The sequence below is a fragment of the Methanolobus bombayensis genome, from assembly GCF_017873415.1.
In the GTDB taxonomy this organism is placed as follows: domain Archaea; phylum Halobacteriota; class Methanosarcinia; order Methanosarcinales; family Methanosarcinaceae; genus Methanolobus; species Methanolobus bombayensis.
Window position 1 is genome coordinate 334845 of the sequence record NZ_JAGGKD010000001.1, and the last position, 23714, is coordinate 358558.

Consider the following 23714-nt stretch of genomic DNA (forward strand, 5'->3'; position numbering starts at 1 on the left):
TATGTTCACAAACCGACGATTTTTGAGTTCGTGATTTGTCGAAAAAAGCTATCTGTGGGAATTGTTCTTCATGTATATTTATATTATCTCTTATATACTGTCTATTTTTACCTTTGTACCATCTTTCAATGCTCTTCGATAAGAAACGTTTTTAATCATTGGTGCGATAGTTGGAAGAATAAATCAGACTTAGTATTAGATATATTTAGACTAAAACAATCATCCAGTTGGAATATTTATGCTTGAAGACGAATATCAGCTTGATTTTTTTTCAGAGAATGGATTCGTTCGCAAACAATGCTCTAAATGTGGAAAACATTTCTGGACACGTGACCTCGAAAGAGTCACATGCGGAGATGCTCCATGCGATCCATACTCCTTTATCGGTAATCCTGTTTTTAAGAAAAAGTTCGACCTTGCAGAAATGAGAGAATATTATCTCAACTTCTTTGAGGAGAGGGAACATACAAGGCTTGAAAGATATCCTGTGATCGCAAGATGGAGAGATGACATTTATCTGACCATTGCATCAATTGCGGATTTCCAGCCTTTTGTAACATCCGGCCAGGTACCTCCACCCGCAAATCCTTTGACCATTTCCCAGCCATGCATCCGTCTTTCAGACCTTGATGCCGTTGGCAGGAGTGGCCGCCATCTGACAACGTTTGAAATGATGGCTCACCACGCCTTTAACAAAAAAGGCGAAGAAATATACTGGAAGGACCGCACAGTGGAACTTTGTGATGAACTGTTCAACTCCCTGGGGGTAGATCCATTTGCAGTTACATATAAGGAAGAACCCTGGGCAGGCGGAGGAAATGCCGGTCCATGTGTGGAAGCACTTGTCGGTGGACTGGAAGTTGCGACCCTTGTATTCATGAACATGAAGCAATCAAAAGATGGTGACATTCAGATCAAGGGCGAGAACTACCACAAGATGGACAACTACATAGTGGATACTGGTTATGGTCTTGAAAGATTCGTATGGGCATCAAAAGGTTCACCTACAATATATGATGCGGTCTTCCCTGACATTGTCAATGAATTAATGGGCCTTGCAGGAGTAGAACACGAGCTTGATAATTCTGAATATTCAAACATCCTTGCTCAGAATGCGCGTCTTGCCGGTCTTATGGATGTAAGCGAGAAGGCCAATCTCTTTGAACTGAGAAAACAGGTTGCTTCCAGTATAGGAACTACTGTGGAAAAACTCTCATCCATCATGGAACCTGTTGAGACTGTATATTCTATCACTGATCACACACGTTGTCTGACATTCATGCTTGCAGATGGTGTAATACCTTCTAACGTCAAGGCAGGCTATCTTGCAAGACTTGTTCTCCGCAGGACACTCAGGATGATGAGGGATATGGGAATATCCGTATCACTGTCAGATATTGTAAAAATGCACATACATAACCTGCCTGAATATCCTGAGTTCGAGGAAAAGTTCGATGTTATAGAAGATATTCTTACCCACGAGGAGCGCAAGTTTGGCGACACACTTGAACGTGGAAAACGCATGATCCAGAAATCTGCAAAACATTACAAGAAGTCCGGAGAGAACATGCCCCTTGAAAGTATCATTGAGATGTATGATACTCATGGTATCCCTCCTGAGATCTCAAAAGAAGCAGCTTCAGAGGTAGGTGTAGCTGTAGACCTGCCTGATAATTTCTATTCTTTAGTCGCTGAAGGACACAGCAAGGCCGAGGAAAAAGAGGTAAAGGTCTTCCCTTATGCTGAAAGGGTAGCTAAAGTCCCGGAAACCAGGAAGTTATTCTATGATGAACCTACGAGGATGGACTTTGAAGCAGTTATCCTTGATGTATTTGACAATCATGTTGTCCTTGACAGCACTCTCTTCTATCCTGAAGGGGGTGGACAGCCTGCAGACCACGGTACTCTTGAGATAGAGGATGTGGTCCATAATGTAATTGATGTCCAGGGTGTTGATGGGGTTGTTGTTCATATCATAGAAGAGTCAGAGGATGAGTTCCACATTAAGAAAGGTGACCTGGTTCATGGTCATGTAAATGAGGAGCGTCGTATGGCTCATGCATGTCATCACACAGCAACTCACATTGTTAATGATGCTGCGCGTAAGGTTCTTGGTGATCATGTATGGCAGTCCGGTGCCCAGAAATTCGTGGACCGGGCACGTCTTGACATCTCTCACTATAAGCGTATCTCACAGGAAGAATTGAACCGGATAGAACTGATAGCCAACCGTACTGTCATGGAGAACCAGCGCGTTACTGCTGAGTGGATGGACAGGATAGAAGCTGAGAAGAAATATGGTTTTGGTCTCTACCAGGGAGGTGTCCCTCCAGGAAAAACCATCCGTGTGCTCAAGGTTGCTGATGATATTGAAGCATGTGGTGGTACTCACTGTATCAGTACGGGACTTGTAGGTCCTATTAAAATGCTAAAGACAGAACGTGTTCAGGACGGTGTTGAGCGTATTGAATATGCTGCCGGCCTTGCAGCTGTCAGAGCAACACAGAAAATGGAATCCTATCTCAGCCAGGCATCCGATGCACTCCGTGTCAGGCCTGAACATCTTCCATCTACAATTGATCGATTCTTCAATGAATGGAAAGAATTTAAGAAAGAAAACCAGCGACTTAAGGATGATCTTGCGCATGTGCATGTGCTTCAGATGGCCAACGATGCCGTAGATGTTGCAGGCATGCGTCTGGTGGCAAAATGCGTCCCTAATGCAGACATTGATGAGCTTGTGAAGATTGCCGGAGAACTTACTGTCAGTGATGATCTGGTTGTACTTCTGGCAAGTGATTCAGGTGGTGTCAAGATCGTTGGCGCGGCAGGAGAGGATGCATTGAAAGCCGGAGCAAATGCCGGTACTATCGTCAGGGAGATGTCCCAGATAGTTGGTGGTGGCGGTGGTGGCAAACCTGCCATGGCTCGTGGTGGTGGTGTTGATGCCAGTAAGATAGATGAAGCACTGGATGCAGGACAGAAGCTCCTTGAAGCACAATTAAATAATTAGATATGTATATATATATGTAAATTGTAAAGGCTCAATATGATACCTGGTGAGGTCAAAGAATTCTTTTCATCCCAATATGGCAAATCCCTTCTCGTAAAGGGTAAGCCTGGCACTGGAAAAACCACTTTTGTCTTTGGAGTGTTAGATGATATCTGCTCTGAAGGCAACTGTGTTTATATTTCACCACGTATCGATAAATCTTCGGAGTATGGTAAATACCCCTGGATAGAAGGGGATTTCAATAACAACGAGGATTTTCTTCGAATGCTTGCATCCCGCATAAAAGTAATCTGGGAATCAAGTGATACAAAGCCTGTTATTGTTGTTGATTCCATAGATTCCCTGAGCATTGCAACGACAAGATCTTCTGACTGGAAACAAAATAAGTTCGAACTGGAGCGTTTACTTTTTGATTTTGCCCGTAAGGTCAATGCAGATCTGGTAATGATCACCGAGCAGGAGGATGTAACGTCTCTTGACTATCTTGTAGACGGTGTTGTATTTCTTGAAATAGCAGAATTATCGGGGCGTGACATAAGAAAAATCAATCTTCTCAAGATGCGTGGTGTTGAACTATCTCAGTCCAGATATCCATTTACTCTTGATGGTGGCAGCTTCAGAAGCTTTGAACCTTTCACAGTGTCGTACCCGGAACAGATGCAGGTGCCCCATCCTCTTAGTGATCCGGAAGAAAACAAGATATCCACGGGAATACATGATTTTGATGAGATACTTGCCGGAGGGTATCAGAAAGGAAGTTTCAACCTTTTTGAGATCACAAGTGGTGTTGGTGACTCATTCTACAGTTTATTATTGCCTACATTCATAAATCATCTCAATCTGGCCCGCGGTCTTCTCAGTATGCCCACGGAAGGTACCAGCGTTGAGACTGAAAAACGCATGATATCTCCATTTACAGGAAATGATCATTTCCATGGACAATTCGTTGGATTTGAGATAAGGGACCTTAAAGGAAGGATTCCTGCATATATTGAACCGTTCTCAGGCAATGTCTATAAAGATATGGACATTTTCCATAAGTCCAAGAATGAAATTCTGCGCCAGTACGGTTCACCTGTCCTTGATTATATAGGCCTTGACAGTATGGAATACAATTATGGATGGGAGAATATCGGCTCTATCATAGGGCAAATGGCATCCATTACGAAAACAACTGAAAATGTTGTTCTTGCTGTGACAAAGTATGGCCAGAGAATTTCGGAATCTGTGGCACATATGGCCACAACTCACTGGAAATTTGAAAACGTTGACAAGACCCTTGTTATGTACGGCGTGGTGCCAAAAACCGGTATTTTTGCAGTTCAGATGGAATTTGTTTCAGGATATCCACAGGTTAGTCTCATTCCTATGAAATGAGCAATTTACATGCCGTATGTGCATTTTCTGCCCAAACATTAATAAGAAAATAAAACTAATAATATTTACTAAACAAAATTAAAAGGTACTTGGCAATGAATGTTCAAACTCAGGAAATCCTTTCAACCCTAAGAACTGAACTATCCCAAAAAAATACATTGTTCCTTGCTCCGGTGGATAGCTTAATTGAGAGACTTGTATATTTTTTTGTATCTGATATAATGAAAGAGGAGAAGGACAGGACCATAGTCTGGTTGTGCCTTAATTCTTCAAGGGATAAAATATTGTCTAAATTTGAAGATTTTGAATTTGATATTGATTATAAAGGAAGATTATTTTTTATCGACATTGATGCACCAGGTAAAGAGCATCATGATGATACATTCTACTGCAGTTCGGTTGCTGACTATACAAAGATGGCATCCCATATATCAAACATATTCCAGGACCATCAGAACTCAGTGCTGCTAATAGACAATATGAATGTACTTGCAAGTGACACAATGCAGGTGGTGGAAAATTTCATCCAGTTCATTGAAAAGAAAGTAGCTGAGAATAATGGTAGCATTGTCTCAATGCTTTCCAGGAATATCCTGCCTTCGGAGACTGAAGTTCTTATAACCTCATTCTTTGATGTGGTTGTTGATATAACAAACGTGGGTGAGATCCATGCTGAGATAGGTATGAAAGATTTTGATTTCCGATACTCTGTTGAAGGTGGGTCCATTGAATTTGAGCCCATGCAGAAGAAGATCAAACGTGATCGCCTGAAGATTCTCATTGTTGATGATGAACCAGATATACCGGAACTTCTCAAGCTCTCTCTCATAAGTGAGCCATATGATTTCATTGTGGCGCACAATGGTGAGGATGCTATTGATCTTACACTCAAAGAGCTTCCTGATCTTATACTCCTGGACATAATGATGCCGGACATGGATGGTTATGAGGTTGTGGAACATCTTAAAAAGAGCAAAGCTGCAAGTGATATTCCTGTGATCATGGTCTCTGCCAAGACCGCCATTGAGGACAAGGTCAAGGGAATGGAACTTGGTATCGATGATTATATTTCCAAGCCATTTGACAAAAGAGAGGTCAAAGCAAGGATAAAGATGGTCATGCGTCGTCTTGGATGGGAAGAGGAATAATTATATATTTTAATGAATATTGGGAATATAATAATATACTTTCCTTTTTTAGGAGATGTGAATAAAAAATGTGTCCCAAAATCATGGTCGTAGATGATGAATCAGATACCATTGACCTCGTAAAACTTATCCTGGAATCAGAGGATATAGACGTTGTCGGGGCAAAGAGCGGATTTGAATGTCTTGAATCCATCGAAAAGGAAAATCCTGACGCGATTCTACTTGACATTATGATGCCGGATATGAATGGATGGGAGACATTCCATAAGATTAAAGAAAAAGAGCCAGCTCTCCCTGTTGCCATGCTCACTGTAAAGAGTCAGGAATTTGACAAAATGCTGGGACTACATGTCCTTAAGGCAGACGACTATATTACAAAACCTTTCAGCAGAAAAGAGCTCATCCAGAGAACAAGAGAACTGCTGGAAATGAAACTTTAGTCATCCAGCACTTCAAACAATATTGCTTTATCATTTTTCACAAATAGATGTGCCTTTCTCTCACCAACAAGACAGCTTTCAAGTTCATTACGCACATCCCAGTATTTTTCAGGTTCAATGGCTGCCCTGACAATAACTTTTCCAAATGAGTTTTTCTTCAGATATGAATTAATCAGAGAAAAATCAGGTTCTGAGATAAGAAGTCTTTTGTATCTGTTCTTAAAAAGGCTGTTCTTTATCATAGAATCAGAACTCAGAAGAGTTCTTTTTTTATCAATTTCAAAAACAGAAATATCATCTGCTTCATTTTTCAACTCTGCTGCGAGTTGACCAAGGAGCCCTGCTTTAGTGACGCATTCTTCCGGTTCATATGCATAACGAGCTGGTTCTTCGTTTCCACTGGCTGTATCATAGACGCCTGTTTTTCGAATAATATTAATTCCAGGAAGTGCAACAGCAGAGATGTCTGCTTTTTTCAGTTCACCAAAATAAAGATTAAGCCGGTTGAGTTTTCCTTCAAGGGACATGTACTCTCTTTCGCAGTCAAAGGGTATGCTTTCAGGGGAGAGTTGGGGAGGTGCTTCAAATGCAAAGTTTGAAGAAATATCTGAGTAAGCTTTCATAACTTCGGGAATAGAAGGCCTCAGATTGTCAATGCTTCTCTTTTTTTCCGAAGGTGGTCTTGCAGGATCTGAAAATACAACGTCCAGTTCAGGCAATTTTTCAATAATTTCAGGTGAAAGTGAATTGCCTGCAATGAATTCTATGTTATCCACTCCCATTATTTTTGCATTTTTCTTTGCAAATGCTATTTTTTTAGTATCAATCTCAATAGCATAAACAAAATCACAATACTTCGCAAAGTGAAGTGCTTGTCCACCAATGCCACAACTGATGTCAGCTATTACTTTGCATTTCAATCTTTTTGCCCTGTATTCAGCAACAGGTTCTGGTGTAGCAAATCGTATTCCATCCTTGTCTGCTATCATTTCAGTTTTGAATTTCTTTTTTCGTGCCAAATCGATCAACTTTAAAAGTCATGTAAACGATTTAAAAGCATCTGATTTATATCTCATGCCAGCCATGTTTTATTCATAATTTATATATATTATTGATGGTATATTGTCCAACGTATAGATATATCTCTCATAAATTAAATAAAACCAGTGGAATTATGGCCGGATTTAGTGATAAGATAAAAAAAATAACGTCTGTTCTTTCTAAAAAAGGAAAGAACAAAGGAGGAGACTCTCCTTTTGATTCAGATGCTCCTCCTTTCCTTCAAGGGGGGCCTGATCTGGGTTCAGTTCCCGATCTGGCTGCAGGTATGCCACCCTCTCCGGCTGGTCCGCCTGGTGCTCCTGCTACATCTGGCGCACCAGATGCTCCCGGTTTTCCACCTGGTATGGCTCCTCCCGGTGTAGATGCTGGTGGTCCTCCCGGCGCATCGACACAGGCTGCTGCAATAGATAATGAAATGCTGGAGGAGAATCGCAAAAAGATCAAAGAGGTTGAGAGCAAAGTTTCAAAGGCAGATGTGACTCTCAACATGGTCCAGAGAGATAATGAGGAAATCAGAAAAACAGTTGACAAGATAGATCAGAGTGTATTGGAACTTCTGTCTCTTTACGAAATTGTCTCTAATCAGGTAAATCCTTTTGTGGGAGACGATGTCAATTCCAGGGATACCATCGAAAGATTTGAAAAGACTGAGAAAAGGCTCACTGAAATGGGCGATATGCTTGTTCTCATGAAAAATGATTTTGATGCGACTGCCCAGAAAATGACTATGCCGCAGGGAATTTCAGAAGAAGCGGAATCCAGGATGCACAATATTGAGTCTAAGATGGATGCGTTTGCAGATGCTATGGTAATGATGCATGAGAGTATCGAACAGCTAACTTCAAAAACGGATGAGCTAGCTGAACGGACGGATTCCCTTGATCGGAATTTACTTGACATTGCAGAAACAACTTCTGCCATAACCAGCAGGCTGGAAGAACTCGAAAGCCGTCCGGAACCTTTTGTAAAAGGCCAGGCTAATCCTTCTTCTAAAACAAAGGACAAATCACTTTCTAGTGATAATCAGTCTGAATCTGATGAGGTTGCAGGACCAGAGCTTGAATCAGAAAAGGGATCAGAAACTGAATTATCTCCTAAGGCAGCTGCAGTGCCTCTTGTAAGGCTGGAATGCATAAAAGCCGATCCTACAAGTGTTGTTGTTCTTCTTAACTGGATAGAGTTCCTTATGGAAAGGGTTGGAAGGAACAACCTGATGGATGCACTTGATTATTATGTGGATATTGGATGGATAAGTGAGGATGTCATGTCAGAGATCATGGCATATGCCCGCGGAATCGATTATTATGTTGAAAAGCCAACATGGCGCCTCCTTCCAGAGGATCATACCAAATCCCTGCTCTTTATTGAAAGACTGTCAGGACGTAAGATCGACAGGAATATGCTGAGTTCCATAGACAGGGAAATGGCAAAGGTTAAGCACGGTCTGGAGGAATTGTATGGGATTTGAGCTTTCAGTTGTCGCTGCAATATTCTTTTTAAGCGCTGTAGTTCTGGGTTCTTTTTCCTACTCGATGCTAACAACCTCAAATGAAATTGTCAGTGATGCTTCTGAAGAACGATATGAAATGCAGAATTCTAAGCTTAAGACCAATATTGAAGTGACAGATGCCATCGCCGGGAACTATTCCGATACCTATAATCTTACAGTTATTCTTTCTAACACTGGTAGTGAAAATGTCTATTTTGATGAACTTAACGTGCTTGTGGATGGAAATCTTGAACCTTACACATATAGTGATGTTGCAGCAACCTGGACTCCGGCTGAAACGCGTAACCTGACCGTCAAGGGTCTTTCAGGTACAGGTATTCACCGTGTGAAGGTAGTGACCCGCAATGGCGTTTCTGCTTATAATTCTTATATCGTCTGAATATACTTCCTGATAAATGGCAACTATATATACTATTAATTATATATTACTATCTTAATTCTATTTGCATCGGACTGGCAGAAAAACATGAAAAGCATGCTAAGAACAAACAGAGACCCCTTACTGAAAGATACGGGTGCAGAAACTGCAGTAACACACATGATCTTCTTCATCACTGCAATGCTACTGGCTATCAGTGTAGTTGTTCTTGTCTCTGGCAATGTACAATCAATGGTCTCTTCATCCGGTGCAGGCAGCAAATTGTTATCCGAACAGATGCGGACTGACATAACAATCGTTAATGATCCTGAAATAATTCCTTTTGATAACAGCACCGGCAAATACACTTTTTATGCCAAGAATACCGGCAAGACTGAACTGGCACCTGAATACGTGACCATACTTGTAGATGGTCTCCTTATAGAACCTGCAGATGCGGATATTGCTCTGGTTGATGGTGATGTTGTCTGGAGACCGGGAGATATTCTGACACTAAATGTGACCACAAAACCGTCTCCCCTTGATGCAGGTGATCACAGAGTACTTGTTGCAGCAGATAATGGCAAATCCGGTGCAATGAGCTTTAAAACGGAATAAGAGGCGAAGAATGGCAAAAATTAATGCATTTGCAATCCCAAGGGATGACCTTAATGATAAATTAGGAGGAGGATTTCCTGCCGGTTCACTTGTAGTTATCGAAGGTGGCAGTGGTGGTGGGAAAAGCACAATTTCCCAGCGACTTTCATTTGGTTTGAACGAAAATGATGTCAGTGTTACTTTAGTTTCCACACAAATGACAACAAAAGGTTTTATCAACCAGATGTATTCAATGGATTACCCGATAGCTCCTTTTCTTCTTAATGGCCTTCTTTTATACATACCTGTGATACCACTTGTTCAGGCAGCAAAATCACGTTTCGATTTTATTGAGAGGTTAATGGCTGCTGAGGAACTCTTCGAAAAAGATGTTATAATTATTGATACACTTTCATCTCTTATCAAATACAGTGCAAATACTGAAAAAACACTTGACCTGATCTCATTCCTCAAGAAACTTAATGGAATGGGAAAAGTTATCATTCTCACAATCGAACCCAACCAGCTCACAGAGGACCTGGCTTCCATGTTCCGTTCATCCTGTGATGTATACATTACTCTGAAGTCAAAGCCTCTGGGTAGTGAAGTTAAAAGAACTATCGTTGTGAACAAATTTACAGGTGCAAAAGGTCCGGTGGGTCAGATGATAGGTTTCAGAATAGAGCCGAAAGTAGGCCTTGTAGTAGAGATCGCTTCTGTATCATAATCGTAAGAGTCGTGATAATATGGATCAGGAATTTCAAAAAGCAGTTCAAAGAAATCCTCATCTGGGCGAGTATGTTAAAAAGTTCATGCGCGAGACGGGAGAAGATGAACCCACTTTCATGGTAAGTCTTTCAAAAGACATTGACAGGGATAAAGTGAACGTTATTCTTCCCGTAGGGGATCCTGTGTTTATTCACCTGTATGGTGGTGAAGAGCTGGGTGAGGTCAATTATTACGGTGTTGAGCCTGAACTTAATGATACTGAAAAGAAGAAGTACAAAACTACTCTTGAGATAATTCTTGAAAAATCTGCCAATGAACCGGTTCCGGAATCTGAATCTGAACTCAAAGACCTGATCACTAAATTATTCAACGAATCTATTGATATAGGCTCAGGTGGCAACCTTGATGATGATGAAGAAGGAGGAAAATTTGATATTCTCCAGAAACTCATGCCTGTTCAGAAAAAAGTTCCCATGACCCAGAGAGAGTACAACAAAATTCTCTACCATCTGGAAAGGGATATCATTGGATCCGGTCCAATCGAGCCGATCATCAGGGACCCGTATCTTGAAGATATCAGCAGTATAGGTGTGGACAACGTATTTATCGTCCACAAGATATTTGACACTATTAAAACTGACCTGACATTTGGAGATGAAGAAGGTCTTGACAACTGGCTTCGCAGTATGAGTGAGCGTATCGGTCGTCCGGTGAGTGATGCCAGGCCGATAGCTGACGGTGCTCTGCCAGATGGTTCTCGTATTAACATTATTTACAGTATCGATGTCAGTAAACGTGGTAGCAGTTTTACCATGCGTAAGTTCAGTGAGGTTCCTGTAAGTATTATCCAGCTTATAAATTGGGGTGCACTGGATGCAGAAATGGCAGCCTATATGTGGATGTGTCTTGAGAATGGTATGAGTATTTTCTTTAGTGGTGAAACAGCAAGTGGAAAGACCACAATGCTCAATGCGTGCCTTGCTTTTGTAAATCCAAAGGCCAAGATATTCTCTGCTGAAGATACTGCTGAGGTTCAGCCACCACAACCTGTATGGCAGCAGTTGATCACTCGTGAGGAAGGTCCGCCCGAATCAAGGGTAGATACTTTTGCCCTTCTAAAAGCGGCTCTCAGGTCAAGACCGAACTATATTATCGTAGGTGAGATCCGAGGAGCCGAAGGTAATGTAGCTTTTCAGGGTATGCAGACAGGTCACCCTGTACTTGCAACATTTCACGCATCTGCTGTATCAAAGATGATCCAGCGTCTTACGGCTGATCCTATCAATGTACCTGTGACTTTCATCGATAACCTGAATATTGCAATGATTCTTTCAGCTGTTTATCGTAAAGGTAAGTTCCTCAGGCGTGCCCTTGCTATTGAGGAAATTGAAGGATACTATGAAGAGATCGGTGGTGTTGCAACAAGGGCTGTTTTCCAGTGGGAGCCTGATACTGACACTCACAAGTTCCGTGGTCTGAATAACAGTTACATCCTTGAGGATAAGATAGCCACAAAGCTTGGTTATGAAGATAAAAGACAGATCTACCAGGATCTTTTCCTCAGGGCCAAAATACTGGAAGAAATGAGGTCCAGAGGAATTGAAGATTATTTTGATGTTCTTGAGATCATTGTGAATTTCTACAAGCACGGTGTGGATGGGCTTCCATTTGCAATATAAGGTGATTTTGTGAGCTATGATAAAGCATTCAAGAATCTTGGAATGGAACCCAAGGTTTATCTCAAGAAATTTGCATTGCCTATCATAGCATTCGGATTTATATTTTCCATACTTCTTCTTGCAATATTGCCTACAATTTTCACAGGACCTGCACAATATATACCCTATCTGATACCTCTTGTGTGTATCGTATTTGCTTTCTCTTATCCTCTTTCGATACTGGGTGCCAAAGCTTCCCGTATAGATAACAATATGCACTACTATATCACCCAGATGGGTTCAATTGCAACAGCAGAAACTCCGAGGATAGATATCGTTAGAATCGTGTCGGAAAATGAAGATTATCAGGAACTTGCGGAGGAAACAAGGAAGATATATGATCTTGTAACGGTATGGCATCTGAGTCTTGCAGATTCATGTCGCTTTATTTCCAAAAGGACTCCTTCTATAATATTTGAGGACTTTCTTGACAGATTTGCACATGCTCTCCAGTCAGGAGAAGATGTAAAAACCTTCCTTTTTGCAGAGCAGAACGTTGTGATGAACGAGTATGAGGCAATGTACAATGGTGCTCTCTATGTTGTTGAGATCATAAAGGAACTTTTCGTCTCTCTTGTCATGTCACTGATATTCATGGCTTCCTTTGCTGTTATCATGCCTGTGATAACCGGTATGAACGCAGAACTTCTCATGGGTATAGTAGTTGTTATTTTCCTTGTCACCGATGTCGTCATGCTGATGTTCACAAAGAGCAAGATTCCAAAGGATCCTGCATGGAGTCAGTCCAGCGATATTACGGAAAACAAACTGAAATTATACCGCTCAATTCCGGTTTCTATTGGAGGTTGTATTGTGGTTCTTATTGCAGTACTTCTCTATGGTAAAATTGAGACCAGTATAGCTGTTGCAATGGTACTCACTCCTCTGGTGTACACAGGACATGTTTCCAGAAAAATTGAAAAAGCTATCAGAAGAAAGGATGAGAATTTCCCTGCATTCATTCGCTCTCTTGGAAGCTCTGCCGGTGCAAGAGGTGGTGTTATTGATGAGGCTCTCAAGGCATTGAGGGCGCATGACTTCGGACCGCTTACAACTGATGTGAATAATCTCTATAAAATGCTTGTTACCAGAATAGACAAATTCAGTTCATGGGAACATTTTGCAGTAAATACCGGTAGTAATCTTGTACAGCGTTTTTCTGGAATGTTCGTCCAGGCCACCAATCTTGGTGGTCAGCCTGAAGTTATAGGCGACATTATCGCAACCAATTTTCACAGGATAGTAACACTCAGGAAAAAAAGATCCCAATCTGCCGGAAGTCTTGTGGGTGTTCTGTATGGTCTGACCGGTGGTATAGGATTTACTATGTACATTTCCCTTGGTGTGGTGGGATTGATGCAGGATATGTTCTCAGCAGTGGAAATGCCTGCCGGTATGTCCATGGGCATGATTCTTTACACTAATATAGGTAATCTGGATACTCTTTCTAACATGGTTCTGGCCATCATGATAGGTCATTCCCTGATGTCAGCTCTTCTTATCAGGGTAGTGGACGGAGGGCATATGCTCAGTGCAACCATAGATTTTGTGATCATGGTCTGGATATCCGGTGCAAGTGCTGTTGTAACAATGGCAGCAGTATCATCACTACTGGGTTTGGCCTGAAACAAAAAAGAAAAGTAGAAAGGATAGAATATCCTTTTCATTCTAATCTTGTTTTGATGTAGTTAGCTAAAAACTCTCCTACATCAGATGTAGTGCTCTTTCCTCCAAGGTCAGGAGTGCAAAGGCCCAGATTTAGGGCAGTATCTATAGCTTCTTCCAGAATTGTTGCTTCAGCCATGTTCTTGTTCCATTCAAGAAGCATTTTGAGACTGAGTATTGCAGCAAGAGGATTTGCGATATTCTTGCCTGCAATATCCGGTGCACTGCCGTGAACAGGCTCAAAGAAGGCATATTTTTCGCCAATGTTGGCGCTTGGCAGAAGACCAAGCCCACCCACAAGAGCTCCTGACATATCACTGAGAATATCTCCGAAAAGATTGGTGGTGACAATCACATCGTAGTTCCAGGGGTTCTTTATCAGGTTGTATGCAAAGGAATCCACCAGTTCATCGCTATGTGTGACACCTGCATCAGTTGCAGACTGCCGGCATACATCAAGGAACAGTTTATCGGATTTCATCACATTGGATTTGTGGACTATTGTCAGTTTATTGGTCCTGTTACTGGCAAGTTTGCTTGCGTAATCTGCAATCCTTTTCGAGCCTTTTTTTGTAACTACTCTTTTAGTGGTGGATATTTCTTCTCCTATCTCTTCAATCCCGGAATAAAGTCCCTCGGTATTTTCCCTGACGATAATGTAATTGAAATCAGTCCTGTCATGAATTCCCTTTACTGATAGAAGAGGGCGTATTGGACGAACATTTGCATACATATCAAGTTCTTTCCGTATTGTAAGGAGCACGCTTTTGTAATTCGGATCAGGAGGTGTTGTCACCGCACCAAAAAGGACACAATCACAGTCTTTCAGTGCATCTATATCCTCTTCTGTGATTGCAGACCCTGTTCGTTCCCATCTGCCATAACCCAGTTCCATAGGTATTTTTTCCACGTCAAGTCCAAATGCGTCAAGAACTTCAAGGGCTGCAGGAATTACCTCTTTCCCAACTCCGTCTCCTTCTACAACTGCAAGTTTCATGTCAAATCCCCAATCATTCCTTTATTATAAATTGTCTTTCTTACCAGAAAGCTTTAGCTCCTGGACAAGATCCCTGATTGCCATTGTCACATCAAATTCCGAAGCACCCCAGTGTACAACTGCTCCTCTGATGCCACCTATGGTAACAATTCCTGAATTCTCTGCACGACAGCATCTTGTGATAAAAATCTTTGTGGGTTTGAATATATCTGATTTGAAGGGACAGATATTCACAAACGAATATTTGATTCCCGGAAATCTGGACTCAAAAAGACTCTTTGAGATCTCACAACCCACCAGCAAAGCTCCATCCTCATCGATAACATCGCAATCCAGACATTTTCCTTTCAGTCCGGAAGAAGAACATGGGAATACAGTATTTTCTCCTTCAAATTGTCTAAGGTCTGTAAGATTCTCTGTGAACCGAATAGACAGATCTCCCCATACTCCACTTTTTTCTATTCTGCGAACAACACTTGCAAGCCAGGAAGGTTCAGGTGGAAAAATATCAACAATCTCAATCTCAATAATCTCAGAAGGATCAGGTTTGTGTACGAATGTCAGATGTTTGTCTATCCCTGTAAATATGACCGTATTAATTTTTTCATTGCAGATGTCTGCTGCTATATCTATGAGAAGCGCCCTATCTTTGATATTAAGTTCCTTCTCATAACGTATGATCTCTTCTCCGGAGGCTAGTTCTTTCAGGTTTGTAGCATCCCTGAGCAGTCCATCTCCCTGGTGTTCCACTTCAAAAAGTGAATAGGTTCCGTTTTCACAGTTTTCAACAATTAAGTATTTGGTAAGGAAGTAGATTCGTCTGTCCTCACCGTCAGGCATATCTTTGCTGTGCCCGATGTATTTGTATTCATCCGGAAATATCATTTTAGACATAATTATTGTTTGTTCTTCTGTGCTTTTCTGTGTGCTACAAGGCCACCATCAGTAAGAATCTCAAGCAGGAAGTCAGGAAGTTTGTTACCCTGGAAGACTTTGCCATTTACTTTCACGATTCCTTCTGGTAAATTAATCTCAACTTCGTCGCCTTCATTACACTGAACGTCTGCTTCCATTAATGGAAGACCTACATTAATGGCATTTCTGAAAAAGATTCTTCCAAATGACTTGGCGACTACACAGCCTACTCCTGCATATTTAAGTGCCAGAGCAGCTTGCTCTCTGGATGATCCACAACCAAAGTTGTCATCTGCAACAATGATATCGCCTTTCTGTATTTTCTGAGAGAATCCAGGGTCGATCCCTTCCATGGCATGATCTGCAAAGACCTGCATGTCCTTTGTTCGCAGGTATTTTCCGGGAATTATTACATCGGTATCGATATCACTGCCGTATATCCATGCTTTTCCCTTGATTATATTGTCCAATATATCACCTTATGGCTAGCTTCTGCATGATGTTATTTGTAGATGTCGGAAATGAAGTAAAAATGTAAAAAAGAGGAGAATGGGAAAGAATTAAATTTCGATTACATTCCCATTCAAAACATCTGTTTCACTAACACTGACCTGTTGTGTGGTGTCTCCATAACTTATCACATAAGGTCCTGTTGGCATGGTATCGAATTGTGTTTCTCCTTCAATAGGTCCTGTTGTTGAATAAGGGACTGTGAATGAGTAAGTTCCGTCAGATGTTGTGGTTTGAGTGTATGTGAACGTTCTCATCTGGCTGGTCAGTATTGTGTTGCTGATAGTCACTGTCTCATTAGCAGGAGCTGTTCCGGTAATTGTGGCACCTTCAACGTATTCGAAGATTTTTACATAACCTGAATTTTCTTCTTCCAGGTTTCCACCAAAAAGAACGTTGTAGACATTCTTGTATCCTGTTTCCTGACTGTTTCCTATTGGTGATTCATGAACCATACGATATTGTTTCAGTCCGTTACCATCAAACATGTGGAGTCTTGCTTCCATCGAGTTAAAATATCTTTGTCCGGGAACATTCATGTATCCTGAATCGGTCTGCACCTGTACATAATAATCAGCAGTATCCAGTGTCCATGCTGTCATTGCATAGAATTTCCCAGTTGCCATTTCAACATCAGAGACTATATAGCGTGCCCCTGCTTTGTCAGGGTCTGGATGGACTGCTTCTAGGACTTCTGTGGCCTCTTCTTCAGATGGTGCTGTGAAGAAAGTTGATGCACCTGGTCTGTTCTCTTGTTCTATGCTATTTCTTCTTCCACCAATTCCCTGTTGGAATGGATTTGCATTTGGAATACGGTGTCCAATGACCTCTATCCAGTGTCCGTAGTCCCACCAGGACATCACACCGTATGCGGTTTCTGGGTATTGGTAGCTTTCGCCATCAGCAGGAATCTCATAGTTTTCATAGTAGTCAAGTCCTGGATCAGGAGTGTTATATCTTAACCATTGGGTTGCTTCTATCCAGTAACCATTTGGTCCACCTGTCCCCTGATTTTGCTGCGTTGCAAGACTATAACTTGGATATACCATGATCAGCAATATGAATATGGCTGAGAGTATGTGCATGGCCTTAATGTTTTTAGCATTGAACGTTTTTGATTTGATACTGTCTATCAGGCTTTGCCAGCCGGCAAAATTCAGAATTTCAATACCTATCCATGCGCTGAGGATTGCTGCATTTACTGAATAATAATATGCAAAACGGTTCTGCTGAAGCATTGCCCATATTATCATAAGTGTCCAGACTAAAAGGAATATTTTGTCTGGAGTATTCTTCTGGGTGAATGCTTTGTAGATTAGTATTGCAAGTGCGATGAAAGAGATGTATCCAAGGGCGCCGAAGTTGTACCAGAGGGGTTGCAGGGAAAACTGACCACCTATGGAGAGGAGAGGGGAGGCTTCTGCTACTGTTAGGCCGCCACCTGTACGCATGAAATAGCTGAATACGCTGGTGATCAGGGAGTACGCTGATTCTGAGAAAAGTTTTGCTGCAAGGACCCCTATTATGAAAAGGGTAGCAATTGAAACAGGGAAGTAATAATTTTTAAGTCCTTTATGTTTTGAAACAATAGATATCCCGGTTAATATCGGAAATGCTATGATACCTGCAAGAAGACCTTTAATGTATAGAGATTTTGTTCCTCCCAAGTAGGGTGTCATAAGTACCATTATCAATGCAATAAAGAAGATGATCATTCCACTTATTGCGAGATAGTCCGTGCTTTTTCCATGCATATGATTAATAATATGCTGGACAGTAATGTAAACGCCAATTATAAATGAGAAGAATAATGCTCCTTTCCATGCGAGTGAGTAGGCTCCCAGGGCAATTCCTGTTAGAATAAGATAGGGAATTGCAGGTTTTATTGGATTTAAATTCATTTCTTTCAAATCAGAAAAGGTAATTTTATTTTGATCTGCCTTTTTTATTGCCATTATGAGGAACATGGCCACTACAGTGCTAAGCAATGTTTCTGCAATATGATGGTCATTGAACCCTATTATGGATCTTGAAAGAAACTGACCACAGGAAATTGCGATTAAAAAGGATGCTAACAAACCTGTCCTTTTATTGAATAACCATTTCCCAACAAAATATGTAGGAATTACAACAAGAGCTCCTAATATGGAAGGATAGTATGCACTTATTGTGTAAATGAGGTTTTGATCTGGATTTCCAACACCAAGTACCCATATTATTGTAGCAAGAACTAGGTCAAATAGTGGTGCAAATACCTGATCAGTGCCGTTTGGGAATTGTGTATATGCATCAAACCACAACATATGTGGAAAGTTATGGATAATTGATTCTACATTTCGAAAGTGGTACCAAGGATCATTGCCACCGAATCTCACGAAAGTGTCAGATATGAAAACACCGGCTTTAGGAACTGTTCGGATGTAAAATGCTATTAGAAAGGATATTACCACACCTATCAGGTATGGTAAACCGTTTTTAATATCAAATGATTTTTTTTTCTCGTCTTCCATTATTATTCCCCTGCTAAATTAGTATTATTTTAATGATTGCTAAATATATTGTAGCGCAGACTAATTAGTGTCTCTGATAAATATAGATATTGTAGGTGGTAGCTCATATCCGGTTGATAGTAACCCCCAGTTTGACAGTTTCCACTCTTTCCCAAAGAGAATGTCTTCTCTTTGAACCCAAAATTTTCGTTTTTTTGTCAGGAAAACCTATTCGACAGTTTAAATAATTTCAGCTAAGTTGCTACGATTTTGTCCATTTTTGCCTTAAAATCAGTGAATTTATGTCATCAAAATTGGCGAAAATATACTTTTTTACCTGACTTTTCATGAAATCGACGGTTACTGTCAAATTCAATAAGCTATTTTTAATGAATTTTGTAGACATATGTTTGAGTTCATCGAACTCATATCGCATCAGCGATATGAAGAGTTGCGCAATGAACCCAATGATCACGGCACCATAAATGCTAGCATCCGTCCTCACTCGTAATGGTTTAATCTCAATTTCATTCTTCAGAGAATGCATTATTTTCTCGATACTATCCTTTTTTCTGTATGTTTGGAGAGCTTCTTTTAGTGTCAAATTCTTGCTCGATCTCAAACAGAAAAATCCTTCTCGACCCGTAATTAATTTCTCTTCAAGAAGTTTGATAGCTTCTTCTTCATCAAGTTCATGAGTTTTGTCTGCAAAGAATAACTCACATCAACAAGGACATTATTAATCCTGAATCTTTTTGGAAGTTTCTTGTTCTTATCGATTGATTCTTGTATTGCCCTTGCTTACCCTAGTTGTCTCATTATTTTTCTTGCCTTAGAATCAAGTTGCTCTTTCTGAAGTTTCCTTGAAAAATAGAAGTAATTGACACTATTTGGTTTAACGATCTTAAGGCCGTATATTCCATTTTCAGTATCTATTAACTCAGGCGAAGATTCCCAGAATGTTGCTATTTTCTTATCGTCAAATTGAGATTATCAAATTAGTTCATAATTCCCTCCATTCTAATTTGATGAGTATTTTTCTTAAAAATATCTAGCTAAGTCAACCTTTTCAATTTTATTTTGTAAATTTGTCAGTGTCATAAACTGGTATGCCACAAATCTTACTATTGAATAGAGTTCCCTGCTCTTCTTCTGTATTTCCCTCACATCAAAAGTTACTCTACCTTTGATGTGTCTATTTGATCTTTCAATAGGTTGTCTCGTCTTAATTTTCTCTTCAAACTTTTCATCCATCATCATTCTGTTTCTCAGATACATACCTACTTGTTTTCGCCTTCTGTTTTCATATAGTAATTCCAGTTTTTTTGCTAATGGCATATGTATCGAACCGCCTTTTTTCCACAGCTTGTTGACCCAGTGGTTAATTCTTTCAATTGTTCCTTCTATGTTAATTACTGCATTACATTTGGGTGGGATTGTTGGTTTCACTTTCAAGTGATACCATATATCAGCATGATTTTCAAATGAATCATATCCAGAATCCAAAGCATAAAAATCAATGTCGATGTTGAACTTCTCTAAGAAGTTAATATGCTTATCTAGTTCAGGAGAATCACTGGCCAATCCATTTGTATACATCATGTACAATGGAAAAACTCCTATCAATGTGATGTGAGCTTTGTCCATTTTGCATCCATAGTGAGGATTATAATCACTATGTTTGTCATATCTGGAAGCTTCAAGAGGTGTAGAATCGGTTTTCAGATCTCTGGCTTTAGTTAGTTTGATGATCCTCTCAGCTATCATTCCCATAATATATTGAAATCCTTTCTTTCCTAACCTGTATTTTACAAAATGGTGAAGTGTTGCTCCTGTAGGTAGTGCAATATCCCCATGTTCATCAACAAAATGAAGAAGCAGAGCTTCTTCATTTGAAAGAGATGAGATTGTTTTGTTGAATGAAAGATTTCTGAAACATTTGACAATAGTGAGTTTTATCATAGAAGAAATACGATATTTGAAATGCCAGTCTTTATTGGAATAATGGTTATTTTCAACATGCTGTGCGATGTCGTCAATATTAAGAAAATGTAGTAAGCGGCAAACTGATACATTCTCTTTACCAATATCGTTTCGAATGGAGTCCTCAAAGAGGACTCCTTTATAAACAGTATAAATATCCTCCATGAGACTGGCCAAATTTATACTATTTATAGTTTTGGAGGGAGTGACGCTATTTTTTTGGGTAGGTCTTGTTGAAAAAAGAGATAGGTTTTTAAATCAAAATTCTAATTTGATGGTCTCAAATTGAATTTTCTATTTATTACATAATATTAAATACCTGTAATTTACTCTATAACATAAGTATTTATGATGAAATCCATAGGCATATCTAATGCTTTTAAATCTAAATTCATATTCCCAAAAAACAAATTATTCAATCAATGATCATCATGGTTACTGACAGAACTTTAGTTCTTTGTGAAAAAGACTCTTTAAATATAATGAATAAAGTAATAAAAAAAACAGACAAAGTTTTGATTGTTTGCCTTGATCATGACATCCATAAAATGCTTTTATCAAAAAATATTGAGCATAAAAATATTTGGGATTATTCATTGAGTGAATCAAGTGATATTGATATTTTGACTTGGTTCAAACAGTGGGCTGATAAACCTATTTTTGGGAACAGCACTATTAAGGAAATTTTTGACTATAAAGGAATTTCTTTATGGTGGTTTTTAGAAATTGGTATTTTTGACTCTTATAAAGGTTTGAACAATCCCGTTTCGGTAAAAAAGCTTCTTGAAAAATTAGAACTTTTAGATTTAATTCTAAAAATAGAAAAACCTCAACATGTGATTCATCTAAATACGTTTAACCCGCACAATTTTTATTATTCTGAAATATGTTCTATTTTGGGTTGTGATTCCAAGCATATCAAAAACAAAAAAATACTCCTTAGCAGTTTTTTTTGGTCTGGTTTATTTCCTACTTTCCTCCGATTTTTTGTAATTTTTCGTTTTTTTGCAAGAAAAATTGCTTCATCTTTGCTTTATTCTCGATATAAAAAAAGACAGATGTCTCCTTTCAACAAAAACTATGTTATCATATCGTTGACATCAAACTGGAGAAATAAAAAGGATTTCATATTTGAATCGCTGATTCATAGAATTAACAAAAAAAATAAGGTTACAAGGATTGATTTTCCTGTTTTTTCGTTGATAGGATTAAAAAATATACTTGAAATGAAGCAATTGAAATATCATAATATCTTTTTTAGAATTGCAGAAGGATATGATATAAATTTTGGAGAATTGTTAGCAGCGACAAAGAATTTACAAAGGTCGTATGAAAAACTAAAAAATACGGATGTCTATTATAAATCCTACAATATTACAAAACTATTCTATAAACAGATGGATTTTCATATATATTCTTATGGCCTTCAAAACTCTATTTATTTTATCGAAACTGTTTTAGAGATAATATATAAGGAAAGTCCTGAGTGTTTAATTCTTATTGATGAGTACAATCCAATTGGAAGAGCTGTTATTATTGGTGGAAAACTTTCAGGAGTCCGAACGATAGCTTTGCAACATGGAGCAATATCAAAAAACAGGCCAAGTTATGTTCATTTTCAAAGTGAAGTCTCAAAAAAAGGTGAATATCATACTCCCTATTATCCATTGGCTGATATAACAGCTGTATTTGGTCCATATTATCTGAATTTGTTGGAAGAGATCGGAAATTATCCTCCTGATTCTTTAAGTGTGACAGGTTCTATTAAATATGATCTTGTTCCTGAAAAATTAAAGTATTTAAATAAAAACAAAACATTATCTGAAATTGGTTTGGACTTAAACAAAAGGACAATTTTGTATACTTCGCAACCTATTGACCCTGAAGAAAATAAAAAAATATTTATGGGGCTGGTTAAGGCAATTTCCGAGCTTCCTGATAGTCAATTGATAATAAAATTGCATCCAGCTGAAACAAGCATAAGTAAAGAATTAATTTCCAATATAGATGGAAAAATAAAGGTCCTTCAAAAAATTGACATTTATGAAATAATAAATTCATGTGACATCATGATGACAGCATTTTCCACAACTGCGCTTGAAGCCATGATTCTCCATAAGCCCGTAATTACTATTAATTTTACTGGAAAGGAAGACATGATGCCATATGCTGCAAGCGGAGCAGCTATTGGTGTTTATTCTGAAGAAGAGTTAGTTCCTGCAATCCTTTCTATTTTTGAAAATGAAAGTGTAAGGAGTTCATTAGACAAAAATGCAGAGATATTTGTTTATGAACATTTGTATAAGATGGATGGTGAAGCTACAACAAGAGTACTTAACATCATTGAGAATTCAGGATAATTGAATTTCTATTTTGTGCCAGATTGAATATATAAAATCACTTCTTTATTTATAGGATGCACATCTACAATTAATCTAATTACAATACTATATGTATATAAGTGACTATAATTATGGTAATAGTGTATGAAAAGCAAAATAATTGGGATTATTCCTGCAAGAGGTGGCAGCAAAGGTGTTCCTGGTAAAAATGCCAAAGAACTCGCCGGAAAACCCCTTATTGCCTATACAATTGAAGCTGCGTTAGCATCCAAATATCTGGATCAGGTGTTTGTTTCAACTGATGATATTGAGATTTCAAATATATCAGAAAAGTACAAAGCAAATGTAATTAAGCGTCCCAGTGAGCTTGCAAAAGATAACTCTCCAACAATTGATGCGATTTTTCATGCAATAGATACGATTCAAAATCAAAATATTGAAGTCGGAATGGTTGTTCTTTTACAACCAACTTCGCCTTTACGTACTACTTTTGATATAGATAAGGCTATAGAACTTTTCTCTGAAAAGAAGTGCGAATCGTTAGTTAGTGTTTGTGAGGCAGAGCATCCTCCTTTCTGGTATTCCCAAATTGAAGCAGGATATCTTAAACCCCTAATGAATGAAAAATATCTTAAAATGAGACGGCAGGACTTACCACGAACTTATCTCCCTAATGGAGCTATTTATATTTCAATTCCTTCTACTTTAAAGAAATTCAATGGTTTTTATTGTTCAAAAACAATTCCATATATAATGCCATTACAGAGAAGTATTGATATTGACAATGAAATCGACTTTATGACTGTTGAGACTATATTATATGAGAAAAAGTATATATAATCAGATTTTTTGCCTTATTAT

Annotated in this window: 18 protein-coding genes and 1 pseudogene; 12 read left to right on the plus strand and 7 right to left on the minus strand. The window is 39.1% G+C overall.

Annotated features, from left to right (window positions below; all coding sequences use genetic code 11):
• Positions 1-238: 238 nt before the first annotated feature.
• The 4 genes from alaS to J2746_RS01830 all read left to right on the plus strand — a co-directional run bounded on the left by alaS (position 239) and on the right by J2746_RS01830 (position 5978).
• The gene (alaS, locus tag J2746_RS01815; RefSeq protein WP_209615314.1) at positions 239-3013 is read left to right on the plus strand and encodes an alanine--tRNA ligase; all 2775 of its coding nucleotides are present in this window, start codon (positions 239-241) and stop codon (positions 3011-3013) included.
• A gap of 36 nt (positions 3014-3049) precedes the next feature.
• The gene (gene gvpD / locus J2746_RS01820; protein WP_209615317.1) at positions 3050-4390 is read left to right on the plus strand and encodes a gas vesicle protein GvpD P-loop domain-containing protein; all 1341 of its coding nucleotides are present in this window, start codon (positions 3050-3052) and stop codon (positions 4388-4390) included.
• 95 nt (positions 4391-4485) lie between these two features.
• Positions 4486-5538, plus strand: a complete 1053-nt coding sequence (locus J2746_RS01825) for a response regulator (protein WP_209615320.1) — start codon at positions 4486-4488, stop codon at positions 5536-5538.
• 68 nt (positions 5539-5606) lie between these two features.
• Entirely contained in the window at positions 5607-5978 is a 372-nt protein-coding gene (locus tag J2746_RS01830) for a response regulator transcription factor (RefSeq protein WP_209615323.1), read from the plus strand.
• Here the strand turns inward: J2746_RS01830 and J2746_RS01835 are convergent.
• Positions 5975-6997 carry a methyltransferase domain-containing protein gene (locus J2746_RS01835; protein WP_245249921.1) on the minus strand — a complete coding sequence of 341 codons (1023 nt, stop codon included), beginning with the start codon at positions 6995-6997 and terminating at the stop codon, positions 5975-5977. The genes J2746_RS01830 and J2746_RS01835 overlap by 4 nt on opposite strands.
• Before the next feature lie 155 nt (positions 6998-7152).
• On the opposite strand from J2746_RS01835, the gene J2746_RS01840 reads away from it, so the two are divergent.
• The 6 genes from J2746_RS01840 (at position 7153) to flaJ (ending at position 13578) form a co-directional block, all read left to right on the plus strand.
• A complete protein-coding gene (locus tag J2746_RS01840; RefSeq protein ID WP_209615326.1) occupies positions 7153-8508 on the plus strand; it encodes a FlaD/FlaE family flagellar protein in 1356 nt (451 codons plus the stop codon).
• On the plus strand, positions 8498-8929 hold the full coding sequence (gene arlF / locus J2746_RS01845; protein ID WP_209615328.1) for an archaellum stator protein ArlF: 432 nt from the start codon (positions 8498-8500) through the stop codon (positions 8927-8929). Before J2746_RS01840 ends, arlF begins: the two co-directional genes overlap by 11 nt.
• Positions 8930-9025: 96 nt before the next feature.
• Positions 9026-9526 (plus strand): flagellar protein G, encoded by a 501-nt coding sequence (locus J2746_RS01850; RefSeq protein ID WP_245249922.1) that lies wholly within the window; start codon positions 9026-9028, stop codon positions 9524-9526.
• A 10-nt stretch (positions 9527-9536) separates the two neighbouring features.
• Positions 9537-10232 (plus strand): archaellum protein ArlH, encoded by a 696-nt coding sequence (arlH, locus tag J2746_RS01855; protein ID WP_209615332.1) that lies wholly within the window; start codon positions 9537-9539, stop codon positions 10230-10232.
• Positions 10233-10251: 19 nt separating this feature from the next.
• Complete coding sequence (locus J2746_RS01860) at positions 10252-11913, plus strand: type II/IV secretion system ATPase subunit (RefSeq protein ID WP_209615334.1); 1662 nt, start codon at positions 10252-10254, stop codon at positions 11911-11913.
• Positions 11914-11922: 9 nt separating this feature from the next.
• A complete protein-coding gene (flaJ, locus tag J2746_RS01865) occupies positions 11923-13578 on the plus strand; it encodes an archaellar assembly protein FlaJ (RefSeq protein WP_209615336.1) in 1656 nt (551 codons plus the stop codon).
• Between the two features lie 37 nt (positions 13579-13615).
• Here flaJ and J2746_RS01870 read toward each other — a convergent pair whose 3' ends face one another.
• From J2746_RS01870 to J2746_RS01890, 6 genes and pseudogenes are all read right to left on the minus strand, one after another.
• Positions 13616-14614, minus strand: coding sequence for an isocitrate/isopropylmalate family dehydrogenase (locus J2746_RS01870; protein WP_209615338.1), 999 nt, complete (start codon positions 14612-14614; stop codon positions 13616-13618).
• A gap of 24 nt (positions 14615-14638) precedes the next feature.
• A complete protein-coding gene (locus tag J2746_RS01875; protein ID WP_483414098.1) occupies positions 14639-15508 on the minus strand; it encodes a DUF7714 family protein in 870 nt (289 codons plus the stop codon).
• 2 nt (positions 15509-15510) lie between these two features.
• A complete protein-coding gene (locus J2746_RS01880) occupies positions 15511-16002 on the minus strand; it encodes a 3-isopropylmalate dehydratase small subunit (RefSeq protein ID WP_342451762.1) in 492 nt (163 codons plus the stop codon).
• Positions 16003-16089: 87 nt separating this feature from the next.
• Positions 16090-18549: an oligosaccharyl transferase, archaeosortase A system-associated gene (locus J2746_RS01885; protein WP_209615342.1), complete on the minus strand. Its 2460-nt coding sequence runs from the start codon at positions 18547-18549 to the stop codon at positions 16090-16092.
• A 241-nt stretch (positions 18550-18790) separates the two neighbouring features.
• Positions 18791-19509 (minus strand): annotated as a pseudogene (locus J2746_RS14610) (transposase); the annotation flags it as partial.
• Between the two features lie 60 nt (positions 19510-19569).
• Entirely contained in the window at positions 19570-20676 is a 1107-nt protein-coding gene (locus J2746_RS01890; protein WP_209615344.1) for a transposase, read from the minus strand.
• A gap of 266 nt (positions 20677-20942) precedes the next feature.
• Between J2746_RS01890 and J2746_RS01895 the strand changes: the two genes are divergently transcribed.
• Complete coding sequence (locus J2746_RS01895; protein ID WP_209615347.1) at positions 20943-22871, plus strand: UDP-N-acetylglucosamine 2-epimerase; 1929 nt, start codon at positions 20943-20945, stop codon at positions 22869-22871.
• A 126-nt stretch (positions 22872-22997) separates the two neighbouring features.
• A complete protein-coding gene (locus J2746_RS01900; protein WP_209615350.1) occupies positions 22998-23693 on the plus strand; it encodes an acylneuraminate cytidylyltransferase family protein in 696 nt (231 codons plus the stop codon).
• The last annotated feature ends 21 nt before the right edge of the window (positions 23694-23714 follow it).

Coding starts and splice junctions, on each gene's coding strand:
- alaS (WP_209615314.1), top strand. CDS start 239: ATGCTTGAAGACGAATATCAGCTTGATTTTTTTTCAGAGAATGGATTC.
- J2746_RS01900 (WP_209615350.1), top strand. CDS start 22,998: ATGAAAAGCAAAATAATTGGGATTATTCCTGCAAGAGGTGGCAGCAAA.
- arlF (WP_209615328.1), top strand. CDS start 8,498: ATGGGATTTGAGCTTTCAGTTGTCGCTGCAATATTCTTTTTAAGCGCT.
- J2746_RS01885 (WP_209615342.1), bottom strand. CDS start 18,549: ATGGAAGACGAGAAAAAAAAATCATTTGATATTAAAAACGGTTTACCA.
- J2746_RS01860 (WP_209615334.1), top strand. CDS start 10,252: ATGGATCAGGAATTTCAAAAAGCAGTTCAAAGAAATCCTCATCTGGGC.
- J2746_RS01895 (WP_209615347.1), top strand. CDS start 20,943: ATGGTTACTGACAGAACTTTAGTTCTTTGTGAAAAAGACTCTTTAAAT.
- arlH (WP_209615332.1), top strand. CDS start 9,537: ATGGCAAAAATTAATGCATTTGCAATCCCAAGGGATGACCTTAATGAT.
- J2746_RS01890 (WP_209615344.1), bottom strand. CDS start 20,676: ATGGAGGATATTTATACTGTTTATAAAGGAGTCCTCTTTGAGGACTCC.
- J2746_RS01870 (WP_209615338.1), bottom strand. CDS start 14,614: ATGAAACTTGCAGTTGTAGAAGGAGACGGAGTTGGGAAAGAGGTAATT.
- J2746_RS01825 (WP_209615320.1), top strand. CDS start 4,486: ATGAATGTTCAAACTCAGGAAATCCTTTCAACCCTAAGAACTGAACTA.
- J2746_RS01840 (WP_209615326.1), top strand. CDS start 7,153: ATGGCCGGATTTAGTGATAAGATAAAAAAAATAACGTCTGTTCTTTCT.
- J2746_RS01850 (WP_245249922.1), top strand. CDS start 9,026: ATGCTAAGAACAAACAGAGACCCCTTACTGAAAGATACGGGTGCAGAA.
- J2746_RS01830 (WP_209615323.1), top strand. CDS start 5,607: ATGTGTCCCAAAATCATGGTCGTAGATGATGAATCAGATACCATTGAC.
- J2746_RS01875 (WP_483414098.1), bottom strand. CDS start 15,508: ATGTCTAAAATGATATTTCCGGATGAATACAAATACATCGGGCACAGC.
- gvpD (WP_209615317.1), top strand. CDS start 3,050: ATGATACCTGGTGAGGTCAAAGAATTCTTTTCATCCCAATATGGCAAA.